This window comes from Streptomyces fulvoviolaceus (assembly GCF_000718165.1).
GTDB lineage: Bacteria > Actinomycetota > Actinomycetes > Streptomycetales > Streptomycetaceae > Streptomyces > Streptomyces fulvoviolaceus.
Genome location: NZ_JOEY01000013.1, coordinates 1 through 26,761, shown reverse-complemented (window position 1 = coordinate 26,761; position 26,761 = coordinate 1). Strand labels below are relative to the sequence as shown.

At 69.6% G+C, this 26,761-nt stretch carries 22 protein-coding genes and 2 tRNA genes; 5 read left to right on the top strand and 19 right to left on the bottom strand.

All coding sequences use genetic code 11. The features are described from left to right. Positions 1-12: 12 nt before the first annotated feature. The 6 genes from mreC to IG08_RS0115480 all read right to left on the bottom strand — a co-directional run bounded on the left by mreC (position 13) and on the right by IG08_RS0115480 (position 7,582). Positions 13-960, bottom strand: a complete 948-nt coding sequence (gene mreC, locus IG08_RS0115505) for a rod shape-determining protein MreC (protein WP_030601539.1) — start codon at positions 958-960, stop codon at positions 13-15. 120 nt (positions 961-1,080) lie between these two features. Beyond that, positions 1,081-2,100, bottom strand: a complete 1,020-nt coding sequence (locus IG08_RS0115500) for a rod shape-determining protein (protein WP_030601536.1) — start codon at positions 2,098-2,100, stop codon at positions 1,081-1,083. 278 nt (positions 2,101-2,378) lie between these two features. After that, positions 2,379-2,792, bottom strand: a complete 414-nt coding sequence (ndk, locus tag IG08_RS0115495; RefSeq protein WP_030601533.1) for a nucleoside-diphosphate kinase — start codon at positions 2,790-2,792, stop codon at positions 2,379-2,381. Between the two features lie 147 nt (positions 2,793-2,939). Further along, positions 2,940-3,296 carry a DUF4233 domain-containing protein gene (locus tag IG08_RS0115490; RefSeq protein WP_030601530.1) on the bottom strand — a complete coding sequence of 119 codons (357 nt, stop codon included), beginning with the start codon at positions 3,294-3,296 and terminating at the stop codon, positions 2,940-2,942. A 6-nt stretch (positions 3,297-3,302) separates the two neighbouring features. After that, positions 3,303-4,787: a bifunctional tetrahydrofolate synthase/dihydrofolate synthase gene (gene folC / locus IG08_RS0115485; protein ID WP_030601526.1), complete on the bottom strand. Its 1,485-nt coding sequence runs from the start codon at positions 4,785-4,787 to the stop codon at positions 3,303-3,305. 170 nt (positions 4,788-4,957) lie between these two features. Beyond that, a complete protein-coding gene (locus IG08_RS0115480) occupies positions 4,958-7,582 on the bottom strand; it encodes a valine--tRNA ligase (RefSeq protein WP_030601523.1) in 2,625 nt (874 codons plus the stop codon). A gap of 136 nt (positions 7,583-7,718) precedes the next feature. Here IG08_RS0115480 and IG08_RS0115475 point away from each other — a divergent pair, with 136 nt between their 5' ends. Further along, complete coding sequence (locus IG08_RS0115475; protein ID WP_030601520.1) at positions 7,719-8,717, top strand: hypothetical protein; 999 nt, start codon at positions 7,719-7,721, stop codon at positions 8,715-8,717. An 88-nt stretch (positions 8,718-8,805) separates the two neighbouring features. On the opposite strand, the gene clpX is transcribed toward IG08_RS0115475, so the two are convergent. The 5 genes from clpX to IG08_RS0115450 form a co-directional block, all read right to left on the bottom strand. After that, the gene (gene clpX, locus IG08_RS0115470) at positions 8,806-10,092 is read right to left on the bottom strand and encodes an ATP-dependent Clp protease ATP-binding subunit ClpX (RefSeq protein ID WP_030601519.1); all 1,287 of its coding nucleotides are present in this window, start codon (positions 10,090-10,092) and stop codon (positions 8,806-8,808) included. Between the two features lie 184 nt (positions 10,093-10,276). Then, a complete protein-coding gene (locus IG08_RS0115465; protein WP_030601516.1) occupies positions 10,277-10,957 on the bottom strand; it encodes an ATP-dependent Clp protease proteolytic subunit in 681 nt (226 codons plus the stop codon). A 50-nt stretch (positions 10,958-11,007) separates the two neighbouring features. Then, on the bottom strand, positions 11,008-11,613 hold the full coding sequence (locus IG08_RS0115460; protein ID WP_030601513.1) for an ATP-dependent Clp protease proteolytic subunit: 606 nt from the start codon (positions 11,611-11,613) through the stop codon (positions 11,008-11,010). A 384-nt stretch (positions 11,614-11,997) separates the two neighbouring features. Beyond that, the gene (gene tig, locus IG08_RS0115455) at positions 11,998-13,386 is read right to left on the bottom strand and encodes a trigger factor (protein ID WP_030601510.1); all 1,389 of its coding nucleotides are present in this window, start codon (positions 13,384-13,386) and stop codon (positions 11,998-12,000) included. A 195-nt stretch (positions 13,387-13,581) separates the two neighbouring features. Then, a tRNA-Pro gene (locus IG08_RS0115450) sits at positions 13,582-13,658 on the bottom strand. A 165-nt stretch (positions 13,659-13,823) separates the two neighbouring features. Here IG08_RS0115450 and IG08_RS0115445 point away from each other — a divergent pair. Then, a tRNA-Gly gene (locus IG08_RS0115445) sits at positions 13,824-13,897 on the top strand. Positions 13,898-13,956: 59 nt separating this feature from the next. Here IG08_RS0115445 and IG08_RS0115440 read toward each other — a convergent pair. Further along, the gene (locus IG08_RS0115440; RefSeq protein ID WP_030601507.1) at positions 13,957-14,151 is read right to left on the bottom strand and encodes a hypothetical protein; all 195 of its coding nucleotides are present in this window, start codon (positions 14,149-14,151) and stop codon (positions 13,957-13,959) included. 456 nt (positions 14,152-14,607) lie between these two features. Between IG08_RS0115440 and IG08_RS0115435 the strand changes: the two genes are divergently transcribed. Beyond that, positions 14,608-15,684, top strand: coding sequence for an acyltransferase family protein (locus IG08_RS0115435; protein ID WP_234342887.1), 1,077 nt, complete (start codon positions 14,608-14,610; stop codon positions 15,682-15,684). A gap of 133 nt (positions 15,685-15,817) precedes the next feature. Here the strand turns inward: IG08_RS0115435 and IG08_RS0115430 are convergent, their stop codons facing one another. The 4 genes from IG08_RS0115430 to IG08_RS0115415 form a co-directional block, all read right to left on the bottom strand. Continuing rightward, positions 15,818-16,282: an HD domain-containing protein gene (locus IG08_RS0115430; RefSeq protein ID WP_030601504.1), complete on the bottom strand. Its 465-nt coding sequence runs from the start codon at positions 16,280-16,282 to the stop codon at positions 15,818-15,820. Beyond that, positions 16,279-18,705 (bottom strand): FtsX-like permease family protein, encoded by a 2,427-nt coding sequence (locus IG08_RS0115425; protein ID WP_030601502.1) that lies wholly within the window; start codon positions 18,703-18,705, stop codon positions 16,279-16,281. Before IG08_RS0115425 ends, IG08_RS0115430 begins: the two co-directional genes overlap by 4 nt. After that, positions 18,705-19,460, bottom strand: coding sequence for an ABC transporter ATP-binding protein (locus IG08_RS0115420; RefSeq protein ID WP_030601500.1), 756 nt, complete (start codon positions 19,458-19,460; stop codon positions 18,705-18,707). Before IG08_RS0115420 ends, IG08_RS0115425 begins: the two co-directional genes overlap by 1 nt. A gap of 230 nt (positions 19,461-19,690) precedes the next feature. After that, complete coding sequence (locus tag IG08_RS0115415; RefSeq protein WP_030601499.1) at positions 19,691-20,872, bottom strand: PP2C family protein-serine/threonine phosphatase; 1,182 nt, start codon at positions 20,870-20,872, stop codon at positions 19,691-19,693. 174 nt (positions 20,873-21,046) lie between these two features. On the opposite strand from IG08_RS0115415, the gene IG08_RS0115410 reads away from it, so the two are divergent. Further along, the gene (locus IG08_RS0115410) at positions 21,047-22,276 is read left to right on the top strand and encodes a GNAT family N-acetyltransferase (protein WP_030601497.1); all 1,230 of its coding nucleotides are present in this window, start codon (positions 21,047-21,049) and stop codon (positions 22,274-22,276) included. 185 nt (positions 22,277-22,461) lie between these two features. Here the strand turns inward: IG08_RS0115410 and IG08_RS0115405 are convergent, their stop codons facing one another. Together IG08_RS0115405 and IG08_RS0115400 are read right to left on the bottom strand one after the other, a co-directional pair. Then, a complete protein-coding gene (locus IG08_RS0115405) occupies positions 22,462-23,271 on the bottom strand; it encodes an Fpg/Nei family DNA glycosylase (protein WP_030601494.1) in 810 nt (269 codons plus the stop codon). A gap of 200 nt (positions 23,272-23,471) precedes the next feature. After that, the gene (locus IG08_RS0115400) at positions 23,472-23,957 is read right to left on the bottom strand and encodes a ribose-5-phosphate isomerase (protein ID WP_030601492.1); all 486 of its coding nucleotides are present in this window, start codon (positions 23,955-23,957) and stop codon (positions 23,472-23,474) included. Between the two features lie 206 nt (positions 23,958-24,163). Here IG08_RS0115400 and IG08_RS0115395 point away from each other — a divergent pair, with 206 nt between their 5' ends. After that, the gene (locus IG08_RS0115395) at positions 24,164-25,633 is read left to right on the top strand and encodes an amino acid permease (RefSeq protein WP_043454360.1); all 1,470 of its coding nucleotides are present in this window, start codon (positions 24,164-24,166) and stop codon (positions 25,631-25,633) included. 72 nt (positions 25,634-25,705) lie between these two features. Here IG08_RS0115395 and IG08_RS54210 read toward each other — a convergent pair whose 3' ends face one another. Then, positions 25,706-26,581, bottom strand: coding sequence for a hypothetical protein (locus IG08_RS54210; RefSeq protein ID WP_052424708.1), 876 nt, complete (start codon positions 26,579-26,581; stop codon positions 25,706-25,708). Positions 26,582-26,761 lie beyond the last annotated feature (180 nt).

The window sequence follows — 26,761 nt, the reverse complement described above, 5'->3', positions numbered from 1 at the left end:
GGGGGACAGCTCCTACTGCTCTTGCTGGATCTCGCCGTCGACCGGCGCGTTCGCGGACGGGGTGACGGTGACCGTCACGGTCGGCGTGGGGGTCGGCTTGGGCTTGGCGGGCAGCACGGTGTCGCGCGGGTCCTTCTTCGGGGCCTGGACGACGACGCCGATGACGTCGAGCTTGGTGAAGCTGACGTACGGCGTGACGTAGAGGATGCGGGTCAGGTCGCCGCCGGAGGGGTCGACGCGGGAGACCACGCCGACCGGCACGCCGGGCACGAAGGGCTTGTCGGCCTGCGAGCCGAAGGTGACCAGACGGTCGCCCTTCTTGATCTCGGCCTTGCCGTTGAGGAGTTCGACGCGCAGCGGGCGGTCGCCCTGCCCGGAGGCGAAGCCGAGCTCGTCGCTGGCCTCCATGCGGGTGCCGACGGTGAAGTCGGGGTCGTTGGCGAGGAGGACGGTGGCGGTGTTCGGCCCGACGGTCGTCACGCGGCCGACGAGTCCGTCGCCGTTGAGGACGGTCATGTCGCGCTTGATGCCGTCGTCGGCGCCGACGTCGATCGTGATGGTCCAGGAGAAGCCCTGGGCCGCCCCTATGGCGATGACCTCCGCGCCCTTGATGCCGTACTGGCCCTCGCCCGCGATCTTCAGCATCTTGTCGAGCTGTTTGAGGCGGCTGGACTTGCGGTCGTCGCTGCCGAGCTTCGCCTTGAGGGCCGCGTTCTCCTTCTCCAGCTCGGCGAGCCGGTCGTGCCGCTCGCCGGAGTCACGGATGGCCGATACGGCGTTGCCGACCGGGTCGACCGCGGCCGACACCCCGTCCTCGATCGGGCCGAACACCGTGGCTGCGGCCTGGCGGGCACCGTCGACCGGTGAGTCCTCCCCGCCGCGGATGTCCACCGTGATCAGTGCGAACGCGACAGCGATCAGCAGCACCAGGAGCAGCCGGCTCTCTCGTGTGTCCCTCACGTGCGGCGGCCGTGCCTTCCTCATAGGAATGTGCAGGTGTTTGGGCGAGCTTATGCCTACATATCAACGATCCGCCGCACGAGAAGAGATCATCTCGTACGGCGGAATCGAAGAGTTATGTCATCTGCGGGGCTGGGCGTCCAGCACCTGCTGGAGCGCCTCGAACTCCTCGACGCACTTGCCGGAGCCGAGCGCCACGCTGTCCAGCGGATCCTCGGCGATGTGGATCGGCATGCCGGTCTCACGGCGCAGCCGCTCGTCGAGGCCGCGGAGCAGGGCGCCGCCACCTGTCAGAACGATTCCGCGGTCCATGATGTCGCCGGAGAGCTCGGGCGGGCACTTGTCGAGGGTGGTCTTCACGGCGTCGACGATGGCATTGACCGGTTCCTCGATCGCCTTGCGCACTTCGGCGGCCGAGATGACGACGGTCTTGGGCAGCCCGGAGACGAGGTCCCGGCCACGGATTTCGGTGTGTTCGTCAGCGTCGAGGTCGTACGCCGAACCGATCGTGATCTTGATCTGTTCTGCCGTCCGCTCACCCAGCAGAAGGGAGTACTCCTTCTTGATGTGCTGGATGATCGAGCTGTCCAGTTCGTCGCCCGCGACGCGGATGGACTGGGCGGTGACGATGCCGCCGAGGGAGATGACCGCGACCTCCGTGGTGCCGCCGCCGATGTCCACCACCATGTTGCCCGTGGCCTCGTGGACCGGCAGGCCGGAGCCGATGGCGGCCGCCATGGGCTCCTCGATGATGTGCACCTGACGGGCGCCGGCCTGGGACGACGCCTCGATGACGGCGCGGCGCTCGACGCCGGTGATGCCCGAGGGGACACACACGACGACGCGCGGCCTCGCGAGATACCGCCGCTTGTGGATCTTCAGGATGAAGTAGCGGAGCATCCGCTCGGTGATCTCGAAGTCGGCGATCACGCCGTCCTTCAGCGGACGTACGGCAACGATGTTGCCGGGCGTGCGCCCGATCATCTTCTTGGCTTCGGCGCCGACCGCGAGGATGCCACCGGTGTTGGTGTTGATCGCGACGACGGACGGCTCGTTGAGTACGATCCCGCGACCCCTGACGTACACCAGCGTGTTGGCGGTCCCGAGGTCGACAGCCATGTCACGGCCGATGAACGACATTGAGTTCCCCATCAGGATGTGTCTGGCCTTCCTGGGAGCTTTTGAGGGCTTGTCAGGTCGGCGGAGGTGGGTGCTGTGACGTGAAGGCTTCCATCGTAGACGCGCCCGCACGGACACTGCGTAAGGGTCTCCGCCATTGTCAGCAGATGCTGAGTGTGTTCGCTCCTGGAGAGGGGCGTTCGGGGGTGCTCGTTCCCTCGATCGGCACGCATATGCCAAAAAGTCTGGGGACATCGCCCCAGACTCCGGCTTCTGCTGCGGCGTGCGCCGGACAGGCCCTACGCGCGGCCCGGGAAGAAGATCTTCACCTCGCGCTCGGCGGACTCCTCGGAGTCGGAGGCGTGGATGAGGTTCTCGCGGACGATCACGCCGAAGTCACCGCGGATGGAGCCCGGGGCGGCGGCGATCGGGTCGGTCGGACCGGCCAGCGCGCGGACACCCTCGATGACCCGCTCGCCCTCGACGATCAGCGCGACGACCGGACCGGAGGCCATGAACTCCACCAGCGGCTCGTAGAAGGGCTTGCCCTTGTGCTCGCCGTAGTGCTGCTCCAGCGTGTCCTGGTCCAGGGTGCGCAGCTCCAGCGCGGTGATCTGCCAGCCGGCCTTGCGCTCGATACGGCTGATGATCTCGCCGGTCAGGCCACGAGCGACTGCGTCGGGCTTGAGCAGGACGAGCGTGCGCTGGGTCACGAGGTACTCCTTGTCCACGGGTGCGGTGGCACGAGGCTACAGGGCGTGCCTGGGCACCGGTTACGCAGTGTCAGGTTCCGCAGGTGGGCGCCCCTGGGGGCTGCCGCCCCCCAGACCCCCGCTGTCGGCCCTGAAGGGGCCTCGTCCTCAAACGCCGGACGGGCTGGTTTCGCCTGCCTGCGCCGCAAAACGGGCCTTGGCCTCGTCGATCTTTCTTCCGTAGTGCACGGATGCCCACCACAGCGCCGCGAAGAGCGCGCCCATGAAGAACATGGTGGGGATGACGAAGCCGGAGACGATGAGGGCGATCTGGAGGGCCCAGCCGAGCGCGATGCCGCCGGGCCGGGTCACGACCCCGCACAGCGCCAGGCACAGGAACATCGCGATGCCGCTGACCGTCCACACCGTCGTCATGGACAGGTCGGGGTCCTTCATGGCGACCAGTCCGGCGAAGCCGATGAGGAAGACCTCACCGATCAGGGTCGAAGCACAGAGCGTACGCACGGGTGGTCAGCCCCTCCCCAGCAGCAGTCGGGCCTCGCCGACGGTGATGACGGAACCGGTGACGAGCACGCCGCCGCCCGCGAACTCGCCGTCCTCCTCGGCCAGCGTGATCGCCTCCTCCAGCGCGTCGGGCAGCCGCGGCTCGACCTGCACGCGGTCCTCGCCGAACACCTCGACGGCGATCGCGGCGAGCTCGTCCGCGTCCATGGCCCGGTGGCTGGAGTTCTGGGTGATCACGACCTCGGCGAAGACCGGCTCGAAGGCTTCCAGCAGCCCCCGTACGTTCTTGTCGCCGCTCGCGCCCACCACGCCGATCAGGCGGCTGAACTCGAAGGCCTCTCCGATCGCCTCGGCGGTGGCGCGGGCGCCCGCCGGGTTGTGGGCCGCGTCCAGCACGACGGTCGGGGACCGCCGTACGACTTCCAGCCGGCCCGGGGCGGTGACGGAGGCGAAGGCCTTGCGGATCGTGTCGATGTCGAGCCGGTCCGGACGCTGGGCGCCGACGCCGAAGAACGCCTCCACGGCGGCGAGCGCCACGGCGGCGTTGTGCGCCTGGTAAGGGCCGTGCAGCGGGAGGTACACCTCTTCGTACTCCCCGCCGAGCCCGCGCAGGGTCAACACCTGCCCGCCGACGGCGATCTGCCGCGCCACGACCCCGAACTCCAGTCCCTCCCGGGCCACGGTCGCGTCGACCTCGACGGCCTTCCTCAGCATCACCTGCGCCGCGTCCACCGGCTGCTGGGCCAGGATGACGGTCGCGTCCTGCTTGATGATCCCGGCCTTCTCCACGGCGATCTCGCCGGGCGTCTCGCCGAGCCGGTCGGTGTGGTCGAGGTCGATGGGAGTGACGACGGCGACGTCACCGTCGATGACGTTGGTGGCGTCCCAGGAGCCGCCCATGCCCACCTCGACGACGGCGACGTCGACGGGCGCGTCCGCGAAGGCGGCGTACGCCATGCCCGTCAGCACCTCGAAGAAGGACAGCCGGTACTCCTGCTGCGCGTCGACCATCTCGACGTACGGCTTGATGTCGTTGTACGTCTCGACGAACCGCTCGGCGTCGATCGGCGCCCCGTCGAGGCTGATCCGCTCGGTGATCGACTGGACGTGGGGGGAGGTGTAGCGGCCCGTGCGCAGTTCGAAGGCGCCGAGGAGGGCCTCGATCATGCGGGCGGTGGAGGTCTTGCCGTTGGTTCCCGTGATGTGGATCGAGGGGTACGACCGCTGCGGATCGCCCAGGACGTCCATCAGCGCGGCGATACGGCTGACCGACGGCTCCAGCTTGGTCTCGCCCCAGCGGGAGGCGAGCTCGGCCTCGACCTCGCGCAAGGCCTTGTCGATCTCGGGGTCGGCGGGGCGACCGGGCACGTCGGCCTGCGGCTGGCCGCCCTGGGTGCGCAGGGTTCGGCTGCCGGCCTCGATCACCGCGAGATCGGGGTCTCGGTCGGTCTCGTTGGCGACGATGTCGTCGAAGGGGTCGCTTTCACTCACGGGGTCAGTCTACGGAGGGGGACTGACAGAGTGCCTACGGAGTGGGGTGGCTGGTCCTGTAAGGCCGGTGCGGGTGCGTTGTGGCTGGTCGCGCAGTTCCCCGCGCCCCCAAGGGCGCGAAGGGCCCCGGAGTCCAGAGGACTCCGGGGCCCTTCGCGCCGTACGGACTCTTACGCCTGCGGCAAGCGGTCCAGCTGCGTCTTGATGCGGGCGATGTCCTCGTCCGCCTTCGTCAGGCGTGTGCGGATCTTCTCGACCACGTGGTCGGGAGCCTTCGCCAGGAACGCCTCGTTGCCGAGCTTGGCGTTGGCCTGGGCCTTCTCCTTCTCCGCGGCCGCGAGGTCCTTCGCGAGGCGCTTGCGCTCCGCGGCGACGTCGATCGTGCCGGAGAGGTCGAGGGCGACCGTGGCCCCCGCGACCGGCAGGGTCGCCGTGGCCGAGAAGGCCTCGCCCTCCGGCTGCAGACGCAGCAGCTGGCGGATGGCCGCCTCGTGAGGTGCCAGGGCCGTGCCGTCCAGGGTCAGGCGGGCCGGGACGCGCTGGCCCGGCTGCAGGCCCTGGTCGGCGCGGAAGCGGCGGACCTCGGTGATCACCGACTGGAGGGTCTCGATCTCCCGCTCGGCGGCCTCGTCACGGAAGCCGCTGTCCGTGGGCCAGTTCGCGATGACGACCGACTCGCCGCCCGTGAGGGTGGTCCAGAGGGTCTCCGTCACGAACGGGACGATCGGGTGGAGCAGGCGCAGGGTCACGTCCAGGACCTCGCCGAGGACCCGTCCGGAGATCTTGGCGCCCTCGCCGCCCGCCATGAACGTCGTCTTGGACAGCTCGACGTACCAGTCGAAGACCTCGTCCCACGCGAAGTGGTACAGCGAGTCGGAGACCTTCGCGAACTGGAAGTCCTCGTAGAACGCGTCGACTTCGGCGACGGTCTTGTTGAGACGGGAGAGGATCCAGCGGTCGGTGGCCGACATCTCCGCCGGCTCCGGCAGCGGGCCCTCGACCGTCGCGCCGTTCATCAGCGCGAAGCGGGTCGCGTTCCAGATCTTGTTGGCGAAGTTCCGGGACGCCTGGACCCAGTCCTCGCCGATCGGCACGTCGACACCGGGGTTGGCGCCCTTGGCCAGGGTGAAGCGGACGGCGTCGGAGCCGTACTCGTTCATCCAGTCCAGCGGATCCACCGCCGTGCCCGAGGACTTGGACATCTTCTTGCCGAACTGGTCGCGGACCAGGCCGGTCAGGGCGATGGTCTTGAAGGGGACCTCGCCGTCCATGGCGTAGAGGCCGAACATCATCATCCGGGCGACCCAGAAGAAGATGATGTCGTGGCCGGTGAGCAGGACGTCGGTCGAGTAGAACTTCTCGAGATCCGGGGTCTGTTCGGGCCAGCCGAGGGTCGAGAAGGGCCACAGGCCGGAGGAGAACCAGGTGTCCAGGACGTCCGGGTCCTGGGTCCAGCCCTCACCGCTCGGCGGCTCCTCGTCGGGGCCGACGCAGACGACCTCGCCCTCCGGGCCGTACCAGACCGGGATGCGGTGGCCCCACCACAACTGCCGCGAGATGCACCAGTCGTGCATGTTGTCGACCCAGTCGAAGTAGCGCTTCGACATGTCGGCGGGGTGGATCGCGACGCGGCCGTCGCGGACGGCGTCACCGGCGGCCTGGGCCAGCGGGCCGACCTTGACCCACCACTGCATGGACAGGCGGGGTTCGAGGGTCGTCTTGCAACGCGAGCAGTGGCCCACGGAGTGGACGTAGGGGCGCTTCTCGGCGACGATCCGGCCCTCGGCGCGCAGGGCGGCGACGATCGCCGAACGCGCCTCGAAACGGTCGAGTCCCTCGAAGGGGCCGTGCACGGTGATGACACCGCGCTCGTCCATGACGGTCAGCGACTCCAGGTCGTGACGCCGGCCGATCTCGAAGTCGTTCGGGTCGTGGGCCGGGGTCACCTTGACGGCGCCGGTGCCGAACTCGGGGTCGACGTGGGTGTCGGCGACGACGGGGATGGTGCGGTCGGTCAGCGGGAGCTTGATGCGCTTGCCGATGAGGTGCTGGTAGCGCTCGTCGTCGGGGTGAACGGCGACGGCGGTGTCACCGAGCATGGTCTCGGCGCGGGTGGTGGCGACGACGAGCGTCTCGTCGCCCTCGCCGTACTTGATGGAGACGAGCTCGCCGTCGTCCTCCTGGTACTCGACCTCGATGTCGGAGATCGCGGTGAGACAGCGCGGGCACCAGTTGATGATGCGCTCGGCGCGGTAGATCAGCTCGTCGTCGTAGAGCTTCTTGAAGATGGTCTGGACGGCCTGGGAGAGCCCCTCGTCCATGGTGAAGCGCTCACGGGACCAGTCGACGCCGTCGCCGAGGCGTCGCATCTGGCCGAGGATCCTGCCGCCGTACTCCTCCTTCCACTGCCAGACGCGCTCGACGAACTCCTCGCGGCCCAGGTCGTGGCGGGACTTGCCCTCCTTGCCGAGCTCTCGCTCGACGACGTTCTGGGTGGCGATACCGGCGTGGTCCATGCCGGGCAGCCACAGCGCCTCGTAGCCCTGCATGCGCTTGCGGCGGGTGAGGGCGTCCATGAGGGTGTGCTGGAAGGCGTGGCCCAGGTGGAGCGAGCCGGTGACGTTCGGCGGCGGGATGACGATGGTGTACGCGGGCTTGTCGCTCTTCGCGTCGGCGGCGAAGTAACCGCGCTCTACCCAGCGCTCGTACAGCTTCCCCTCTACCTCGGCCGGCGCGTACTGGGTCGGCAGTTCGGTGTGGGGCGCTGATGGCTGCTGCTGAGCGTTCTCGGTCACGCGCACAGTTTAGAGGCGTCACGACCCAGTCCCGAAACGCGATTCTTCTGTAACGGTGCGCCCCCCGATGCAATGCGAGCGCTGTGCCTGCGCCAGGATGTCGGGAACACATAAGCATCTGGAGGGGAACCCAGTAATGAGCTACAACCAGCCGGGCCCGTACGGCGGGCAGCCCCAGCAGCCCGGGCCGTACGGCCAGCCGGGACCCTACGGCCAGCAGCCGCAGGCTCCCCAGCCCGGCCAGCCCGGCCAGCCGCCGCAGGCCCCACAGCCCGGCTACGGCTACCCCCAGCAGGCCCCGCCCGCCCAGCAGCCGCAGCCCGGTTACGGCTACCCGCAGCAGGGCGGCGTCCCTCCGCAGGCCCCTCCGTACGGCCAGCAGCAGGCCCCGTACGGTCAACAGCCGCCCTACGGCCAGGACCCGTACGGCGTTCCGCAGCCGCCGGCGCCGGGTGGCAACGGCAAGAAGATCGGCATCATCCTCGGCGCGGTGGCGGTCGTGGCCGCGATCGCCGTCGGGGCGTACCTCGTGATCGGCGGGGGTAGCGGCAGCAGCAGCGGCTCCGACATCCCCGACGACGGCGCGCACAAGCTGACGACGCCGGCGACCGTCCTCACGGACTACAAGAAGGCCGCCAGCGCAACCGGCGACGGCTTCAGCAAGGACGACCTCGAGGACGCCGAGAAGCACGGCGTGAAGAACGCCGAGGACGTCAGCGCCACGTACCAGTCCGGGGACCAGACCGACTACCTCGCCATGAAGATGATCAACTTCATGGGTGTCAACGGTGAGATCGAGGACCCCGAGAAGGTCGTCGACGGCATGTTCACCGAGATGAAGAAGAGTGCCTCCTCGGATGAGGGCACGGTCGTCGGCAGCCCGAAGGCGTACACGCCGTCCGGTCTCGACGGCGCGGTCCTCAAGTGCCAGGAGATGAAGGTCGACAGCGGCGACTCCTCGTCGTCCGGCCCGAGCTCGATCAGCATGCCGGTGTGCATCTGGGGCGACCACAGCACGCTGGGCGTCATCATCAACATCGACATGGCCGACGCGATGTCCGGCAAGAGCCCCGACATGGCGAGTGCGGCCGAGATGACGGCCAAGTTCCGCACGGAGGTCCGCGTCAAGAGCTGACGCCGTACGACTCGACACGGCTCAACTGCGAAGGGGCCCCGGTCGGTTGACCGGGGCCCCTTCGTTGTCGTGCGGGTGTGTGCGGCGGTTACGCCGTCTTCTGCTCGCCCGGTCCCCGGCCCCGTGCGTCCCGCGGGATCAGGGTCGGGTTCACGTTGGAGTGGACGACGTCCGCCGTGATGACGACGCGGGCCACGTCCTTGCGGGACGGGATCTCGTACATGACGCCCTGGAGGACTTCCTCCATGATGGCGCGCAGGCCGCGGGCGCCGGTCTGGCGGAGGATGGCCTGGTCGGCGATGGCCTCGAGGGCCTCGCGCTCGAAGTCCAGCTCCACGCCGTCGAGTTCGAAGAGGCGCTGGTACTGCTTCACGAGCGCGTTGCGGGGCTCGACGAGGATCTGGAGGAGGGCTTCCCGGTCCAGGTTGTGCACGCTCGTGATGACGGGGAGGCGGCCGATGAACTCCGGGATCATCCCGAACTTGACCAGGTCCTCGGGCATGACGTCCTCGAACTGGTCCTTGGCCTCGATCTCCCGCTTGGAGCGGATCGTCGCGCCGAAGCCGATGCCCTTCGCGCCGGCCCGGGACTCGATGAGCTTCTCCAGGCCCGCGAAGGCACCGCCCACGATGAACAGGACGTTCGTCGTGTCGATCTGGATGAACTCCTGATGGGGGTGCTTGCGTCCGCCCTGCGGGGGCACTGAGGCCGTCGTGCCCTCAAGGATCTTCAACAGGGCCTGCTGCACACCCTCGCCGCTCACATCGCGTGTGATCGACGGGTTTTCACTCTTCCGCGCGACCTTGTCGATCTCATCGATGTAGATGATCCCGGTCTCGGCCTTCTTGACGTCGTAGTCCGCGGCCTGGATCAGCTTCAGCAGGATGTTCTCGACGTCCTCGCCGACATATCCCGCCTCGGTGAGCGCCGTTGCGTCTGCGATCGCGAACGGGACGTTCAGCATGCGGGCCAGGGTCTGGGCGAGGAGCGTCTTGCCGGAGCCCGTGGGGCCCAGCAGGAGGATGTTGGACTTCGCCAACTCGATGGCGTCCTCGCGGCCTTGGGCGCCGCCGTTCTCACCGGCCTGGACCCGCTTGTAGTGGTTGTAGACCGCCACGGAGAGGGCCTTCTTGGCCGGCTCCTGGCCCACCACATAGCCCTCGAGGAACTCGTAGATCTCGCGGGGCTTGGGGAGTTCCTCCCAGCGGACCTCACTGGTCTCCGCGAGTTCTTCCTCGATGATCTCGTTGCAGAGATCGATGCACTCGTCGCAGATGTAGACACCGGGCCCTGCGATGAGCTTCTTGACCTGCTTCTGGCTCTTGCCGCAGAACGAGCACTTGAGCAGATCGCCGCCGTCACCGATGCGTGCCACGGTGTGCTTCCCCTTCGCCTGGGAGACGCCTAGGTCCAGCGGCTCCTGGTGCTGCCTTATGTCCGACGGTACCTTGCCGGGCCCCCCGTTCGGGCCCCCCTTGGCACGGTTCACTTTGACGTGCACTTTGTCGTGCGCAGTCCCGAGCCGTGCCAAGGAGCGGCAGACGATACAGCCTTCCGCGTCAGCGGACGGATTCGTTGTTCATCTTGCGGGTGGAGATGATCTGGTCGATCAGGCCGTACGAGAGGGCTTCCTCGGCCGTGAGGATCTTGTCGCGCTCGATGTCCTCGCGGATCTTCTCGATCGGCGTGGTCGAGTGCTTGGCCAGCATCTCTTCCAGCTGCGCGCGCATCCGGAGGATCTCGTTGGCCGCGATCTCGAGGTCCGAGACCTGGCCGCGGCCGGTCTCGCTGTACGGCTGGTGGATCAGCACGCGGGCGTTCGGCAGCGCCATGCGCTTGCCCGGTGTACCGGCGGCCAGCAGGATGGCTGCGGCGGAGGCCGCCTGGCCCATGCAGACCGTCTGGACGTCGGGCTTCACGAACTGCATCGTGTCGTAGATCGCAGTCAGCGCCGTGAAGGAGCCGCCGGGGCTGTTGATGTAGACCGAGATGTCCCGATCGGGGTCCATCGACTCCAGGCACAGCAGCTGTGCCATGACGTCGTTGGCGGAGGCGTCGTCGATCTGGACGCCGAGGAAGATCACGCGCTCCTCGAAGAGCTTCGCGTACGGGTCGTACTCGCGGACACCCTGCGAGGTGCGCTCGACGAAGCGCGGGATGACGTAGCGGGACTCCGCGGAGGGACCCGTGTACTCGGCGCGCGTGCGGTCGTACAGGCCGCTGCCGGGGTGGACGTTCACTGTCTGTCTCCTAGAGGCTGAGGCGGTCGGCTGGGGGCTTGCAGGGGGCCTCAGGCCCCGGTGCCGCCGCCGCCCGGCATGTTGGCGGCCGTCGTGATGACCTCGTCGATGAGGCCGTACTCCTTGGCCTCGTCCGCGTCGAACCAGCGGTCGCGGTCGGAGGCGCGGGTGATCTCCTCGAACGACTGACCGGTGTGCTGGGAGGTCAGCTCCGCCATGCGCTTCTTGGTGTGCAGCAGCCGCTCGGCGTGGATCTTGATGTCCGAGGCCGAGCCGGCGAGGCCGGCGGACGGCTGGTGGATCAGGATCTCGGCGTTCGGAAGGGCGAAGCGCTTGCCGGGGGTACCCGCGCTGAGCAGGAACTGACCCATGGAAGCGGCGAGGCCCATGGCGATCGTCACCACGTCGTTCTTGATGTACTGCATGGTGTCGTAGATCGCCATGCCGGCCGTGATCGAACCGCCCGGGCTGTTGATGTACAGGTAAATGTCCTTGTCCGGGTCGGCGGCAAGGAGCAGCAGCTGTGCAGTGATCTTGTTCGCGATGTCGTCGTCGACCGGCTGGCCGAGGAAGATGATCCGCTCGTTGAGCAGCCGGTTGTAGACCTGGTCGCCGAGGCCACCACCGATGGAAGGCTCGCCGGCGGCTGAAGGCATCAGATTCGTCACGTATCCACCTGCTCGTCTTACGACGGCGCCGGGCCGTCTCACGTTTCCCGTCCGGGGGCTGGGCAGTTTGCGGGACTTCCCTGCCCTGGTACTCATGGACCCTAACGCGCTGGTCCCCTCGGGGAATCCCGGTAAGCGGGGTGTTCGCCGGGGGCGTAGTGCCTCCGACGGTCGGGCCGCTGCCTACTCGCCGTGGCTGGGACCGTGCGTGGGCGGCTGCGGGGTGCGTGTGGTTGCTCGCGCCCCGCGGCGGAGCCGCAAACCGATACAGCCCCGCGCCCCTGGGGTCGGCTGCCCCTGGCCTGCGACGGGACGAGCCCCCGGGAGAGTGTTCCCAGGGGCCCGTCCTACGTCCTACAAGGCGCCGTGGGCTCAGCCCTCGGTCTTCTCCTCGGCCTCGGCCGGGGCGTCCTCGGAGGTGGCCTCGACGGTCTCGGCCGTCTCGTCCTCGTCGTCGTCCAGGTCGATGACCTCGCCGTTGGTGTCCTTGACCGTGGCGGCCTCGACCACGACGGCCAGGGCCTTGCCGCGGGCGACCTCGCCGACGAGGAGCGGAACCTGGCCGCCCTCGACGACCGCCTGGGCGAACTGGTCGGGGGACATGCCGGAGGAGGCCGCACGCCGCATGAGGTGCTCGGTGAGCTCCTCCTGGTTGACGTTCAGCTTCTCGCGCTTGACGAGCTCGTCCAGGACGAACTGCGTCTTGATGCCCTTGACCGCGGCGTCCTTGGTCTCGGCGACGAACTCTTCCTCGGTCTTGCCCTGGATCTCCAGGTACTTCCCGAGGTCGATGCCCATCTGGCCGAGCTGGTGGTGCTCGAGGTTGTGCTTACGGGTGTTGATCTCGTCCTCGAGCAGCTTCTCGGGGACCGGGACCTCGACCAGCTCGAGCAGCTTCTCCAGGACGCGCTCCTGGGCCTGCGTGGCCTGGTCGTACTGCTTCATGTTCTCGAGGCGCTTGCGGCTGTCGGCCTTGAGCTCGTCGAGGGTGTCGAACTCGGAGGCGAGCTGCGCGAACTCGTCGTCCAGCTCGGGCAGTTCGCGGGCGGCGACCTGGGTGACCTTGACGGTGACCTCGGCCTCCTTGCCGGCCGCCGAGCCGCCCTTGAGCTCGGAGGTGAAGGTGGCCTCGCCACCGGCCTCCAGGCCCTTCACGGCGTCGTCGATGCCGTCCAGCAGCTCGCCGGAGCCGATGGTGTAGGAGACGCCGCTGGCGACGCCGTCCTCGAGGACCTCGCCCTCGACCTTGGCCTCCAGGTCGATGGTGATGACGTCGCCGTCCACGGCGGCGCGCTCGACCGGGGAGGTCGAGGCGAAGCGCTCGCGGAGCTGCTCGACCGACTTGTCGATGTCCTCTTCGGTGACCTCGACCGCGTCGACCTCGACCTCGATGCCGGAGTAGTCCGGGATCTCGATGGCCGGGCGGACGTCGACCTCGGCGGTGAAGTTCAGCGTCTCGCCGTCCTTCAGCTCCGTGATGTCGACCTCGGGCTGGCCGAGGACGTCGATCTCGGCCTCGTTGACCGCCTCGGTGTAGAACTTCGGAAGCGCGTCGTTGACCGCCTCCTCCAGAACCGCACCGCGGCCGAACCGCTGGTCGATGACGCGCGCCGGGATCTTGCCCTTCCGGAAGCCCTTCACCGTGACCTGCTGGTTGATCTTCTTGTACGCCGCGTCGAGGCTGTCCTTGAGCTCCTCGAAGGGCACCTCGATGCTGAGCCGAACCCGGGTCGGGTTCAGGGTCTCCACGGCGCTCTTCACGGTTCGGTCTCCTTGGGGGCTGACTTCTTGGTTTCTGCCGGAGCCAGAGCGGCTCCGGCGGATTCGCCGCCCGGAGGACTTCCAGTGGAGATCCAGTGGATGAGGCACACGGGCGTGCAGCTTGCATAGTAACGGCAGCGGCGACACGCCCCAAAGGCGATCACTGAGTACGGTCGCGCGAGGTGATCGCGCAGGTGGTCGGGGTGGCGGGATTTGAACCCACGGCCTTCCGCTCCCAAAGCGGACGCGCTACCAAGCTGCGCCACACCCCGTCTGGTGCGACACGTAGGGTACATGCCCCCAGGCAGCAGGGCTGCCGCATTTCGCGAGCCCCGCCCAAGTGCCGGTGCGGGCCCGGAAGGCGGTGTGCGGTGAAGGGGGGTGACCCGCTACGATGCCTTCTGTGCCGCGGTCACCTGACCTGCGGCGCGCGCTGTGCGGGCGTAGCTCAATGGTAGAGCACTAGTCTTCCAAACTAGCTACGCGGGTTCGATTCCCGTCGCCCGCTCCACCAGGCCTCCGGCCCGGTCCTCCCGAGGACCGGGCCGGAGGTCTTTGTGCACTCGGGCGCTAGAACTGGATCGAGTTGATGGTGTCCGCTATCGAGTCCAGGAATCGTTGGATGTCGTCGGCCATGCCGGTCGAGGCGAGGAAGAAGCCGAAGAGCACGGCGACCACGGCGGGGCCGGCCTTGATGGAGCCTCCCCGCATCAACACCACCAGGATGATCCCCAACATCAGCACCACTGACAGCGAAATGGCCACAACTGATCACACCCTACGGTCGGTCCGCTCTCCCGGCCCGGGGATGCAACCCCGCGCACCCCCGCCAGAACCATCGTGCCACCAACGCACCCCGCATATGCGGCCGGTGACCCAACGTTTGACCATGTCGGTACGCGCGCGTGCGGGCGCGTCGACCGGGGCCGGCTCCCGCACAGCAATTCGACGGGACACCCACACAGGTAATTCGGCCGGATCGTTTCGGTGTCCACACAACTCGTTCGCAGCTAATTCGAATTACAGTCACAGACACACCAATGACTGGCGTTATGCACCATTTAGTCGGGATGAATCGCGACAAGAAGGACGCATATACGTGACGACTGCGACATCGAGCGCGACATCAACCTGTGGGCGAACAGGGGTATTCGAAGCGGTTAACCAGGAATGACCTGGGCGGTTTTACGAATACGCACAGCCATGGCTAGGGTGCCTCAGATGTTCCACAAGCCGCGCGACGCCTTCTTCGACAACGCCAAGTACCTGGCCATCGTCCTGGTCGCGGTCGCCCACGCCTGGGAGCCCATCAAGGGCGACAGCCGCGTCCTGGAGGGCGTGTACACGGTCGTGTACTCGTTCCACATGCCGGCGTTCATCATCATCTCCGGCTTCTTCTCGCGCAGCTTCGACATGCGCGCCGACCGCCTGAAGCGGCTGATCACCGGCGTCGTCGTGCCGTACGTCCTCTTCGAGACGGCGTACTCGCTCTTCAAGCGGTTCGCCGACCACTCCCCGAGCCAGGACATCAGCCTCCTGGACCCGTGGTTCCTGACCTGGTTCCTCGTCGCGCTGTTCATCTGGCGGCTGACCACGCCGATCTGGAAGCTGGTGCGGTGGCCGCTGCCGCTCGCGCTCGGCATCGCCATGCTCGCGTCCGTGACGCCGAACATCGGCGACGACCTGGACCTGCAGCGGGTGCTCCAGTTCCTGCCGTACTTCGTGCTCGGCCTGTGCATGAAGCCCGAGCACTTCCGGCTGGTGCGCCGGCGCTCGATGCGGATCGCGGCGGTGCCGGTGTTCGCGGCCGCGCTGGCCGTCGGCTGGTGGGCGGTGCCGCGCATGAACACGGAGTGGTTCTACCACCGGGACGCCGCGCAGGAGTTGGGCGCGCCCTGGTGGTCCGGGCCGGTCATGGTGCTGGCGATGTTCGGCTGCTCGCTGCTGCTGACCGCCTGCTTCTTCGCCTGGGTGCCGGGCCGGCAGATGTGGTTCACGACCCTCGGCGCGGGCACGCTGTACGGCTATCTGCTGCACGGCTTCCTGATCAAGGGCGCCGGCTTCGCGGGCTGGTTCGACCACGCCTGGCTGCACCGGCCGACCGGCGAGATCTTCGTGAGCGTCCTCGCGGCCGTCGCCGTCACCCTGCTGTGCACCGCGCCGGTGCGACGCGCCTTCCGGTTCGCGATGGAGCCGGACATGAACTGGGCCTTCAAGCCGGATGCCGTGGAGGTGGCCCGCGGGCGCGAGCAGGGCGCGAAGGTGCCGAGCCAGCAGCGCGAGAAGGTCAACGCGTAGGCGCTCCGCTGGGTGCGCGGTGACTGACCTGCGGGCCGGTGGGGGCTGGTCGCGCCCGCGCGGCGGAGCCGCATGTTGACACAGCCCCGCGCCCCTACGGGGCGCTGTACCGCACCGGATTCGCCTCTACCGCTCAGACCTCATCGGCCACGAGACCGAGAAGCGCGCGCATCCGTGCGTACTTCTCGGTCAGTCGTCTGCGGGTGAACTCGTCGAGGACCGCGAGGCGCGCCGGGTCGGCGTTGTGCGCCAGGTCCGCCTCCTTCACCAGCAGCGCGCCCGGGGTGGCGAGGATGCGCCCGGCGTACGCCTTGGGTGGCTCGTCGGCCCGCTTGGTGACCGCGCGCACGATGTCCTTCGTACGGCGGCTCAGCGCGGCCTCCTCCAGCCACCGCTCGGAGAGGGCGTCGTCCTCGACGGCGTCGTGCAGCCAGGCCGCCGCGATCTGTTCGTCGTCGCCGCCACGCGCGCGTACGCCCTCCGCGACCGTCTGGAGGTGTTCGGCGTACGGCCGTCCCGCCTTGTCGGTCTGGCCGGCGTGGGCGGCTCGGGCGGTGGCCTCTACTTCGGCCAGGGTCAGCTGAGAGGTGTGCGTCACTCGTCCAGTGTGTCGCCCTTGAGCGCCGCCCGTGCCGGAAGGGTGACCGCCGTCAGGCCGAGCACGACGATCGCGCCGGCGAAGGCGCAGTAGACCAGCGGCGGAATGTAGGGCCCCTCCCCCGTCAGCCCCTTCGTCATCGGGACGAGCGTGGCCAGGGCGATCGCCGTACCGAGGACGATGCCCGCGAGGGCGACCAGGAGTGCCTCCCAGCGGACCATGCGCAGCACCTGGCGGCGGGTGGAGCCGATGAGGCGGAGCGTGCCGAGCTCGCGGCGGCGGCCGAGAACGGTCATGACCAGCGTGTTGACGGCGGCGACGGCCGCGAACCCGCCGAGGACGGCGGCCATCACGGTGTTCGCCCAGGCGTTGAGCTCGCGGTCGACGGACTGGGCCGCGGTGTGGTCGGCGCGGTCGAGAACGGTGCCGAGGGGTGCCAAGGAGGTCTTCGTCCCGCCCTTCGTCCACACCTCCGTGTCGAAGGCCGAGGTGACGTGGGGCGCGAGGTCGGCGCGGGCCATCGTCACCTGGGACAGGCCCAGGCCGCGACCGTACGTCGCCACGATCCGCGGTTCCGCCCTGGTGCCGTCGGGCAGGCGCAGCGGGAGGCGGTCGCCGAGCTTCCGGTGCGCGTTGTCGGCGAGGGAGGCGTCCACGGCGATCTCACCCGGCTTCAGGGACAGCCGGCCCTGCTCGACGTCCAGGTCCTGTACGGCGGCCAGGTCGCGGGCGGAACCCGTGACGCCCTGCGCGGAGGCCGACTGCAGCCCGCCGCCCGAGGCGGGCACGAGGATCCCGGCCTTCAACAGGCCGACGGCGGCGGTGACTTCGGGGGTGCGCTCGGCTCGTCGTACGGCGTCCGGGGCCAGGCCCGGGTCGGCGGTGACGATGTGGTCGGCGAGGATGCCCGCGTGCTGCTGCTTCTCGGTGACGCGGTCCTCGCTGGTGTGCATGAAGACCAGGACGGACGAGAAGGCCATGGCGAGGACGATCGGGGTGATCGCGGAGGCCAGACGGCGGGCGTTCGTACGGGAGTTGGCGGCGGCGAGCAGGGCCGGGGCGCCGGCGCCCCGCAGCGGCAGTCCGAAGAGTGCGGCGCACAGGCGGGCGACCAGCGGGCCGAGCAGGGCCACGGCCAGCATGAACAGCATGACGACGCCGAGCGCGATGTTGGCCGCGTCCTCGCCGGTCTGGGAGGCGGCCAGGGCCGCGCAGACGAAGCCGCCGGCCGCGGCGGCGATGCCGAGCGGGGTCCGGATCCAGCCGAAGCGCAGCCGCTCCACGGAGGCCTCGCTGAGCGCCTGCCCCGGCTTGATGCGCGAGCTGCGGTGGGCGGCCATGTAGCCGGCGAGCAGGGCGGTGACCAGGACGGCTCCGGCCGCGGAGACGAGGGGGATCCAGGAGACGGACAGGTCGACGCTCTCCGGGACCGCCCCCTTGTCCCTCAGCTGCCCGAACCACCAGCCGGCCAGGGCGATGCCGGGCAGGCAGCCCATCGCGCCCGCGAGCGGGGCGATCAGGAGCGTCTCGGTGGCGATCGTGCGGCGGATCTGCCGCGGGGTGGCGCCGACGGCACGCAACAGGGCGAACTCGCGGGCGCGTTGGCCGACGGCGAGGGCGACGGTGCCGGCCGCGGTGAAGACGGCGACCATGGCCGCGATACCGCCGAAGGACCCGCCGATGCCGGTCAGGACCTCCTTGGCCTCGTCGAGGGTGGGATCTTCCACGGCTCCTCGGGCGTCGCCGGTGTGGACCTCGGCCTGCCTGCCGACCACGTGGGTGACCTGGGCGGCGAGAGTGTCGGTCGCGACTCCGGGCTCGGGGAGTACGGCCACGGCGTCGATGCGGCCGGGATGACCGGAGAGCCGTAGGGCTTCGGGGTCGGTGAACCAGACGGTGTCCGGTGCCGAGGTGGTGCCGGAGACGCGGTACGCGCGCGTGCCGTCGGGAGTGGTCAGGGTGACCTGGTCGCCGACGGCGCCTTGGGCGAGGGCCACTTCGCCGGGGCCGGGGGCGCGGCCGGTGGTGAGGGGGTCGCCGGTGAAGGCCGTGGAAGACCAGTTGTGGGCGGTGAGGGGGCCGCGGGGGCCCTTCGCCGGGAAGGTGATGTCGGCGACGGCGGTGCGGGCGCCGGGGGCCGAGGCCGCCTTCGTGACCAGGGAGGCGTCGAGGCGGGCGCGGTCGGGGACCGGTTCGCTGTCCGCGCCGTCTCCGTGGCCGTAGTGGGCCTTCTGGTCGGCGGCGACCACGACGGGGGCAGCGGCGTAGCGGTCGGGCGGGACGGTGGCCCGTAGGCCCGTCTCCAGGAGGATGCCGCAGGCCGCGACGATGAGCGCGGCCATCGCGAGCGCGACGAACGTGCCCACGAAGGAGGCGGGACGGAAACGGACGGCGGCCCGGGCGAGGCCGTTGGGGAGGAACATCAGGCTGCCGCTCCTACGGAGGGCCGCGCCGTGAGGGCGGTCATGCGGGCGGCGATCCGCTCGGCGGGGGCGCGGTCCAGGTGGTCGACGAGTTCGCCGTCGGCCAGGAACAGGACGCGGTCGGCCCAGGCGGCGGCCGACGGGTCGTGGGTGACCATGACGACCGTGGCGCCCTGGGTGTCGACGGCCTGGCGGAGCAGGGCGAGGATCTCGGCGGCCGTCGTGGTGTCCAGGGCTCCGGTCGGCTCGTCCGCGAAGACGACGTCGGGGCGGGTGACCAGGGCGCGGGCGATCGCGACGCGCTGCTGCTGGCCGCCGGAGAGCTGGCCGGGGCGGCGGCGGGCCTTGTCGGTCAGGCCGACCTCGGCGAGCGCCTCGGCGGCGCGGCGGCGGTCGGGGCGGTGGCCGGCCAGGCGCATCGGGAGGACGACGTTCTGCTCGACCGTGAGGGAGGGCAGGAGGTTGAACGCCTGGAAGACGAAGCCCAGGCGGGTGCGGCGCAGCGCCGTGAGCTTGTTCTCGCGCATGCCGGTGATCTCCGTGCCGCCGAGGCGGACCTTGCCGGCGGTGGGGCGGTCGAGGCCTGCCGCGCACTGGAGGAAGGTGGACTTGCCGGAGCCGGAGGGGCCCATCACCGCCGTGAAGGTGCCGGGTGCGAGGGTCAGGTCGATGCCGCGCAGGGCGTGGACGGCCGAGCCGCCGCGGCCGTAGCGCCGGGTGACTCCGTGCAGTTCTACAGCCCAGTCGGCCGGCATGGCTCGTCCCTTCGGTCCGTTTGTCGTCCTCTCGAACGTACGGAGCGGGGGTGGGCGTGGGCGATGAGGGCGGCTGGCGGATCCGGGCTGGGGAAAACCCCACCACCGTCGCTTGGCAGGTGCGGCGGTCTGGGCGGGGGTGGGTGTCGCTCGCCCGCGCCGGCGGGGTGCCGCTCACTGTGGGTCGGGAGCCGCTCCAGCGGCACGACTGCCCGCAGCTGTGGCGGCTGTCAGCGGGGCATCGCCTGGGCCGTCGGTCCTTCCCGGCAGATCAGCAGCAGGGCCCTGTCGTCGTTGACGTCCTTCGCGACCGCCTCGATGAGGTGCCAGGCGGCGCCGTGGAAGCCGCCGGCGACATAGCGGTCGGCCTCGCCGGTGAGGCGGTCGATGCCTTCGACTATGTCGCGGTCGGAGGTCTCCACCAGACCGTCTGTGAACAGCATCAACACGTCGCCGGGGCGGAGCGATCCCTTCACGGGGTCGAACTGGGCGCCGTCGTACACACCGAGAAGCGGGCCCTCGGCTGCCTTCTCCTCCCAGCGGCCGCTGCCCGCACTGAGCTGCAGGCCCGGCGGGTGGCCCGCGGAGAAGAGTTCGTAGTCCCCGGAGTCCAGGTCCAGGACCAGGTGGATCGAGGTCGCGAAGCCCTCGTCCCAGTCCTGGCGGAGCAGATAGCCGTTGGCGGCGGTCAGGAACGCGTGCGGGGGCAGCGAGCCCAGCAGGCCGCCGAACGCGCCCGACAGCAGCAGCGCCCGCGACCCCGCGTCCATGCCCTTGCCCGACACGTCCGTGAGCACGACCTCCATCGTGCGCCCGCCGTTCGTCCGGGCCGCGACAACGAAGTCACCGGAGAACGACTGGCCGCCCGCGGGCCGCAGCGCCATCTCCCGGTGCCAGCCCTGCGGCAGCTGCGGCAGCTTGCTCTGGACGCGGATGCGCTCGCGCAGGTCGAAGAGCATCGTGCCACCGCGCCGCCAGGGCACACCGACCCGGCTGCGGAACTGGGCGATGAGCAGGCCGACGAAACCGCAGGCGGCGACCACGAGCACCACGCCCGGGGTGACCCGGGACGGGCCCTCCGTGTACGGCCCCAGCTCGACCGACTCCACGATCAGCGCCGTGGCCGCGGCCGCGTACAGGCCGAGCAGGCTCGCCGGGCGCAGGACCAGGCCGCCGGCGACGATCGGGAGGACCAGCGCGGCCGGTGAGATCCACACCGAGTTGACCAGTGTCATGGCCGCGATCACCGGAACGGTCACGAACAGACCGGCCAGCGCGACCCAGTCCGAGCCGTCGCCACGGAAGTAGTCGACGGCGCTTCTGCGCAGGCCGACGCGGACCCGGTGCCACTGCATCTTCAACCGGGCCGTGAACGTCTCGGCTTCCGCGCGCCGCTCTCGTCCTGCTGCCATTAGTTCGGGACCCTATCCATCGGACCAGCTGCTTGGCACGGGAGGTCCCACTTGTCCCCCGTCCGAGGTTCAACTTCACAGTGAACTTCACAGAAAGCCGTTGCGCCGCCGCCAAGACGAAATTCCCTCGCTCGTCCCGCAATGCCCTGGTAGGCATGGTTCATGGCCTCTGACATGGTGACCGCCCTGCGGGTGCTGCGGCAGGACAACTGGGACGAGTGGTACGACAACCTGATCCGCGCCTTCGGCGGGGCTCCGGAGTCGGCCGAGGAGCGGGCGCTGTGGCGCGAGCTCACCGAGCGGGACCGTTCCATCGGCGCCTGGGACGGCGACCGGTGCGTCGGGACGGCCGGAGCCTTCAGCTTCCGGCTGACCGTGCCCGGCGGGGCCGCGGTGCCCGCCGCGGGCGTCACCATGGTCAGCGTGGCCGCGACGCACCGGCGGCGCGGGCTGCTGACCGGGATGATGCGGCGCCAGCTGGACGACGTGCGCTCCTGGGGCGAGCCGCTGGCCGTGCTCACGGCCTCCGAGCCCGTGATCTACGGCCGCTTCGGGTACGGCGCCGCGACCCACCACGTCAACGCCGAGATCGACACGACGCGCGTACGACTGACCGTGCCGCCCGGCACCGACGCCGTACGGCTGCGCTACGCGAAGCCCGCCGACGCGCTCGACGCGTGCGAGGCGGTGTACGCACAGCTGGTGCCGCGGCGGCCGGGCATGGTCGCCCGGATCCCCGGCTGGGAGCAGCTGTGGCTGCTCGATCCGGAGAGCGAACGGGACGGCGCCTCGCCGCTGCAGTGCGTGCTGGCGGAGCGGGACGGCGAGGTCGTCGGGTTCGTGCGCTTCCGGATCAAGGGGGACTGGGAGGCCGCCGGCCCCAAGGGCACGGTGGTGGTCTCGGACCTGGAGGCACTGGACGCGCCCGCGCACGCCGCGCTGTGGCGGTTCCTGTTCGACCTCGACCTCACGTCGAGGATCGACGCGCGGCGGCGGCCGCTGGACGAGCCGTGGCTTCATCTGGTGTCGGACGTACGGCGATGCTCGCTGCTGGTGCGGGACTCGTTGCACCTGCGGCTGGTGGATGTCGGGGGTGCGCTGGAAGCGCGGACCTATCAGGCGCCGGTGGACGTCGTGTTCGAGGTCGAGGACGCCTTCTGCCCCTGGAACGCGGGGCGTTGGCGGCTGACCGGGGACGCGAAGGGGGCGTCCTGCGACCGTACGACGGACGCGGCCGATCTCGCCCTGTCCGTACGGGAGTTGGGGGCGGCGTACCTGGGTGGGGTGAGCCTGGCGGCACTGGGGGCGGCCGGGTTGGTGCGGGAGGTTCGGCAGGGGGCGTTGGCCGAGGCGGCCGTGGGGTTCGGGTCGGCCGTCGCGCCTTGGCTGCCGCACGGGTTCTGAGCGGGTCGGGCGGAGTCCACTGCGGTTCGGCAGCGACCTGAAGGGGCGCGGTCCGTGTGCGGTTCGGCAGCGACCTGAAGGGGCGCGGTCCGTGTGCGGCTCCGCCGCGTGGGCGCGACCGGCCACGACGGCGCGGACGATCGACGGCACATCGTGGCACTCCCAGCGGAGCGCTTGGCGCCCGCTCAGGGCTTCTGGCAGGTCGGACACCAGAAGAGGTTGCGGGCGGCGAGGTCGGCGGTGCGGATCTCGCCGCCACAGATGTGGCAGGCCAGGTTGGCCCTGCGGTAGACGTAGACCTCGCCGCCGTGGTCGTCGACGCGGGGCGGGCGGCCCATCGCCTCCGGGGTGTGTTCGGGGCGGACGGTGTCGATGCGGTTGTTCCTGACGCCCTCGCGCATGAGGTCCACGAGGTCCGTCCAGATCGCGTCCCACTGCCGTGGGGTGATGCCCTTGCCCGTCCGGTACGGGTCGATGCCGTGCCGGAAGAGGACCTCGGCGCGGTAGACGTTGCCGACGCCCGCGATGACCTTCTGGTCCATGAGCAGGGCGGCGATCGTCGTACGGCTGCGGGAGATCCGCTGGTACGCCGTCCGCGGGTCGGCGTCCTCACGGAGGGGGTCGGGGCCGAGACGGTCGTGTATCGCGTGCTTCTCGGTGGGGGTGATGAGCGAGCAGGTCGTCGGGCCGCGGAGGTCCACGTACGCGGTGTCGTTCGCGAGGCGCAGGCGGACCGTGTCCGTGGGCGGGGGTGCGGGGGTCGGCCCGAAATTGACCTTGCCGAAAAGGCCGAGGTGGATGTGGATCCAGGTCTCCGCGGCGAAACCCAGGAACAGGTGCTTGCCGTGGGCCTCGGTGTGGATGAGTTCGGTGCCGGTCAGGAGTTCGGCGGCGTCGGAGAACTTGCCCTGGGGGCTGGTGACGCGGGGGGTCGTGCCGGAGAAGCGGTCGGCGTAGTCCAGCGCCAGCCGGTGGATCGTGTGCCCCTCAGGCACGGGTGCTCCTGTTCGTGTGTGGGGGCTTTGTCGCCCCCGCCGCCCTTACCCATTCCCATCCCCAGGGGCTGCCGCCCCTTCGACCCCGCTCCCAGGGGGCTCCGCCCCCTGGACCCCCGCTCCTCAAACGCCGGAGGGGCTGAATTTGACGGAGAGGCTGAGTTTGCCGGAGGGGCTGGATTTGCCGGAGGGGCTGAACTTCACTGCTGCGGGTGGTGCGCCGGAATCGGCGGCAGGTCGCCCGTCGTCTCGTAGCCCGCCAGCATCTCGATGCGGCGGATGTGGCGCTCGTCGCCCGAGAACGGCGTCGCCAGGAACGTCTCGACGAACTTGGTCGCCTCGTCCTCGCTGTGCATCCGTGCGCCCACGGCGATGACGTTGGCGTCGTTGTGCTGCCGGCCGAGCGACGCGGTCTCCTCGCTCCAGGCCAGCGCCGCCCGCACGCCCTTCACCTTGTTCGCCGCGATCTGCTCACCGTTGCCGGAGCCGCCGATCACGATGCCGAGGGCGTCGGGGTCGGCCGCCGTGCGCTCGGCGGCGCGGAGGCAGAACGGGGGGTAGTCGTCCTGGGCGTCGTAGATGTGCGGACCGCAGTCCACGGGGTCGTGGCCGGCCGCCCTGAGCCAGTCGACGAGGTGGTTCTTGAGTTCGAAGCCCGCATGGTCGGAGCCGAGATACACGCGCATGGGATGAGTGTGACACGACTGTTTCGGGGCGGCGGCGCGGGGGCCCGATCCGGAAATGAGTCGGCAATACCGCGAAACCTCAGGAAAACCTCAAGTAACGATCTGGAATCAAAGGTTCAAGAATTCCTTTGCCTCAGATTCACTGGACCGATCCGTACGCCGCTCGTACGGCGGACCCGCTCACCCGGCGCAAAGGAACTCCCCCCATGACTTCGCAGCCGACCCTGACCGAGACCAGATCCCCAGACCCCGGCGACACCGGTCTCCACGCAGGACTCAAGAACCGTCACCTCTCGATGATCGCCATCGGCGGTGTCATCGGGGCCGGACTCTTCGTCGGCTCCAGCTCCGGTATCGCCACCGCGGGACCCGGCATCCTCCTGTCGTACGCCCTCGTCGGCACGCTCGTGGTGCTGGTGATGCGGATGCTCGGCGAGATGTCGGTGGCCAATCCGACCACCGGATCCTTCTCCGCGCACGCCGACCGGGCGCTCGGGCGCTGGGCCGGGTTCTCCATCGGCTGGCTGTACTGGTTCTTCTGGGTCGTCGTGCTCGCCGTGGAGGCGACCGCCGGAGCCAAGATCCTCGAAGGGTGGATACCCGAGGTACCGCAGTGGGGGTGGGCCCTCATCGTGATGGTCGTGCTCACCGCCACCAACCTGGTCTCCGTCGCCTCCTACGGCGAGTTCGAGTTCTGGTTCGCCGGGATCAAGGTCGTCGCGATCGGCGCGTTCGTCGTCATCGGCGGGCTCGCCGTGTTCGGCGTACTGCCCGGTGTCGACGCCGACCAGGCGGGGCTCTCCAACCTCACCGACCACGGCGGCTTCCTGCCCAACGGGCCCGGCGCCATCCTCACCGGTGTCCTGCTCGTCGTCTTCTCCTTCATGGGCAGCGAGATCGCGACCCTGGCCGCCGGTGAGTCGGAGGACCCGCAGCGGGCCGTCACGAAGTCGACCAACAGCATCATCTGGCGTGTCGGCGTCTTCTACCTCGGGTCCATCTTCGTCGTCGTCACCCTGCTGCCCTGGGACTCCCAGTCCATCCAGGACGACGGCTCCTACGTCGCCGCCCTCGACTCCCTCGGGATCGCGCACGCCGGCCAGATCATGAACTTCATCGTGCTGACGTCCGTGCTGTCCTGTCTCAACTCCGGCCTCTACACGGCCTCCCGCATGGCCTTCTCTCTCGGTCAGCGCGGGGACGCGCCCAAGGCCTTCGCGCGGACGACGAGTCGTGGTGTGCCGCTGGCCGCGATCGTCGCCTCGGTCGTCTTCGGCTTCGTCGCCGTCTTCTTCAACTACAAGTTCCCGGACTCGGTCTTCCTCTTCCTCGTCAACTCCTCCGGTGCGGTCGCCCTGTTCGTCTGGCTGGTCATCTGCTTCTCGCAGCTGCGGATGCGGAAGATCATCCAGGCCGAGGCGCCGGAGAAGCTCGTGGTGAAGATGTGGCTGTACCCGTATCTGACCTGGGCGACGGCCGCGCTGATCGTCTTCGTGCTCGGCTACATGCTGACCGACACCGAGCACGACGGGCGCGAGACCGTGCTGCTGTCGCTGCTGGTCGCGGCCGTCGTGATCGTCGTCGCCTTCGTGAAGGAGAGCGTCGTCAAGGGCAAGAAGGTGTCCGTCGTCGAGGCCGCCGGGACCGGCGACCAGGTGGGCAAGGTCTCCAGCTGATCCCGCTCGCCTTCGAGCGTCGTGAGGGGCCCCGCGGTGTGCACCGCGGGGCCCCTTCGGCTCTGTTGCCGCTCACAGCACCGTGAAGCTGTCCCTGACCTTGTCGTAGGTCTTGAGGGCCTGCGTCTCGATGTCCGGCTGGTACCACGTGTTGATCTGGTACGATTTCCCGTTCGCGTTGAAGCCCAGCAGCCGGGCGTGCCAGGGGACGCCCTCGAGCGTGAAGGTGTACTCCCAGACGACCGCGGGGTTGCCGCGGAACTCCGTCTCCTCCAGCCGGATCTTGCGGTAGTCCCGGCCCTGGTGGGCGTTCTGCTCGGAGGTCTTCCAGGTCTCCATCAGGTCGCCGCGGGCGAGGGAGGACTTGGCCGCGAGTTCCTGTTTGCCGTCGGGGGACGTGTAGTGCACCTCCGCCCCCGTCTTCACGTCCCGCCGCCAGCCCGTGGGCGTCGCCCAGCCGAACCCGCCCGCTTCCTCGTGCGCGCCCGGCGGGAGGGTGCGTGGCCTCGACGTGCCCTCGACGGTGGGCGACGGGCTCGGGGTGACCGACCCGCCCTGCGACGACGAGGCGGACGGGGAGGAGCCCGCCTTGTCGTCGCCCGGCGGACCGGACATCGTCGTGAGGACGATCGCGACGACGGCACCGGCGGCGACCACGGCGGTGGCGGCGATCAGGCCCGTACGGCGTCGGCCGCGTCGGGGAGTCGCCGGGACGGCGGGGCCGGGCAGCTCGCCCGGCGGCACCCGGAGCGGATGGGGGCCGAGGACGGGGCCGGGGCGGCGCTCGGTGACCGCCTCCGACCGGACCAGGGAGACACCGGATCCGGACCCGGACCGGTGGGTGGCGGCGGGCTCCTGGGACGCGGCACGTGTGGGGGCGTCCCGGGTGAGGGCGGTGGCCGTGGGACTGCTTGCCGCAGGGGCGGCTGCCCCGGGAGCGGATCCCACGGAGTTTCCGGACGGGGTCTCGGAACGGACCTCCGACCGCTCCTCGGAGACGACCTCGGTGGAGGCGCTGGGGGGTTGGGGGGTGAAGGGTTCCGAGTGGTGGGGCGGTGAGGGGGCTGTCTCTTATACACATCTCCGAGCCCACGAGACGGACTCCTATCTCGTATGCCGTCTTCTGCT

Coding starts and splice junctions, on each gene's coding strand:
- IG08_RS0115500 (WP_030601536.1), bottom strand. CDS start 2,100: ATGTCGTTCATCGGCCGTGACATGGCTGTCGACCTCGGGACCGCCAAC.
- IG08_RS0115475 (WP_030601520.1), top strand. CDS start 7,719: ATGAGCTACAACCAGCCGGGCCCGTACGGCGGGCAGCCCCAGCAGCCC.
- IG08_RS0115460 (WP_030601513.1), bottom strand. CDS start 11,613: ATGCCTTCAGCCGCCGGCGAGCCTTCCATCGGTGGTGGCCTCGGCGAC.
- IG08_RS0115435 (WP_234342887.1), top strand. CDS start 14,608: ATGTTCCACAAGCCGCGCGACGCCTTCTTCGACAACGCCAAGTACCTG.
- IG08_RS0115425 (WP_030601502.1), bottom strand. CDS start 18,705: ATGTTCCTCCCCAACGGCCTCGCCCGGGCCGCCGTCCGTTTCCGTCCC.
- IG08_RS0115420 (WP_030601500.1), bottom strand. CDS start 19,460: ATGCCGGCCGACTGGGCTGTAGAACTGCACGGAGTCACCCGGCGCTAC.
- IG08_RS0115415 (WP_030601499.1), bottom strand. CDS start 20,872: ATGGCAGCAGGACGAGAGCGGCGCGCGGAAGCCGAGACGTTCACGGCC.
- IG08_RS0115410 (WP_030601497.1), top strand. CDS start 21,047: ATGGTGACCGCCCTGCGGGTGCTGCGGCAGGACAACTGGGACGAGTGG.
- IG08_RS0115400 (WP_030601492.1), bottom strand. CDS start 23,957: ATGCGCGTGTATCTCGGCTCCGACCATGCGGGCTTCGAACTCAAGAAC.
- IG08_RS0115395 (WP_043454360.1), top strand. CDS start 24,164: ATGACTTCGCAGCCGACCCTGACCGAGACCAGATCCCCAGACCCCGGC.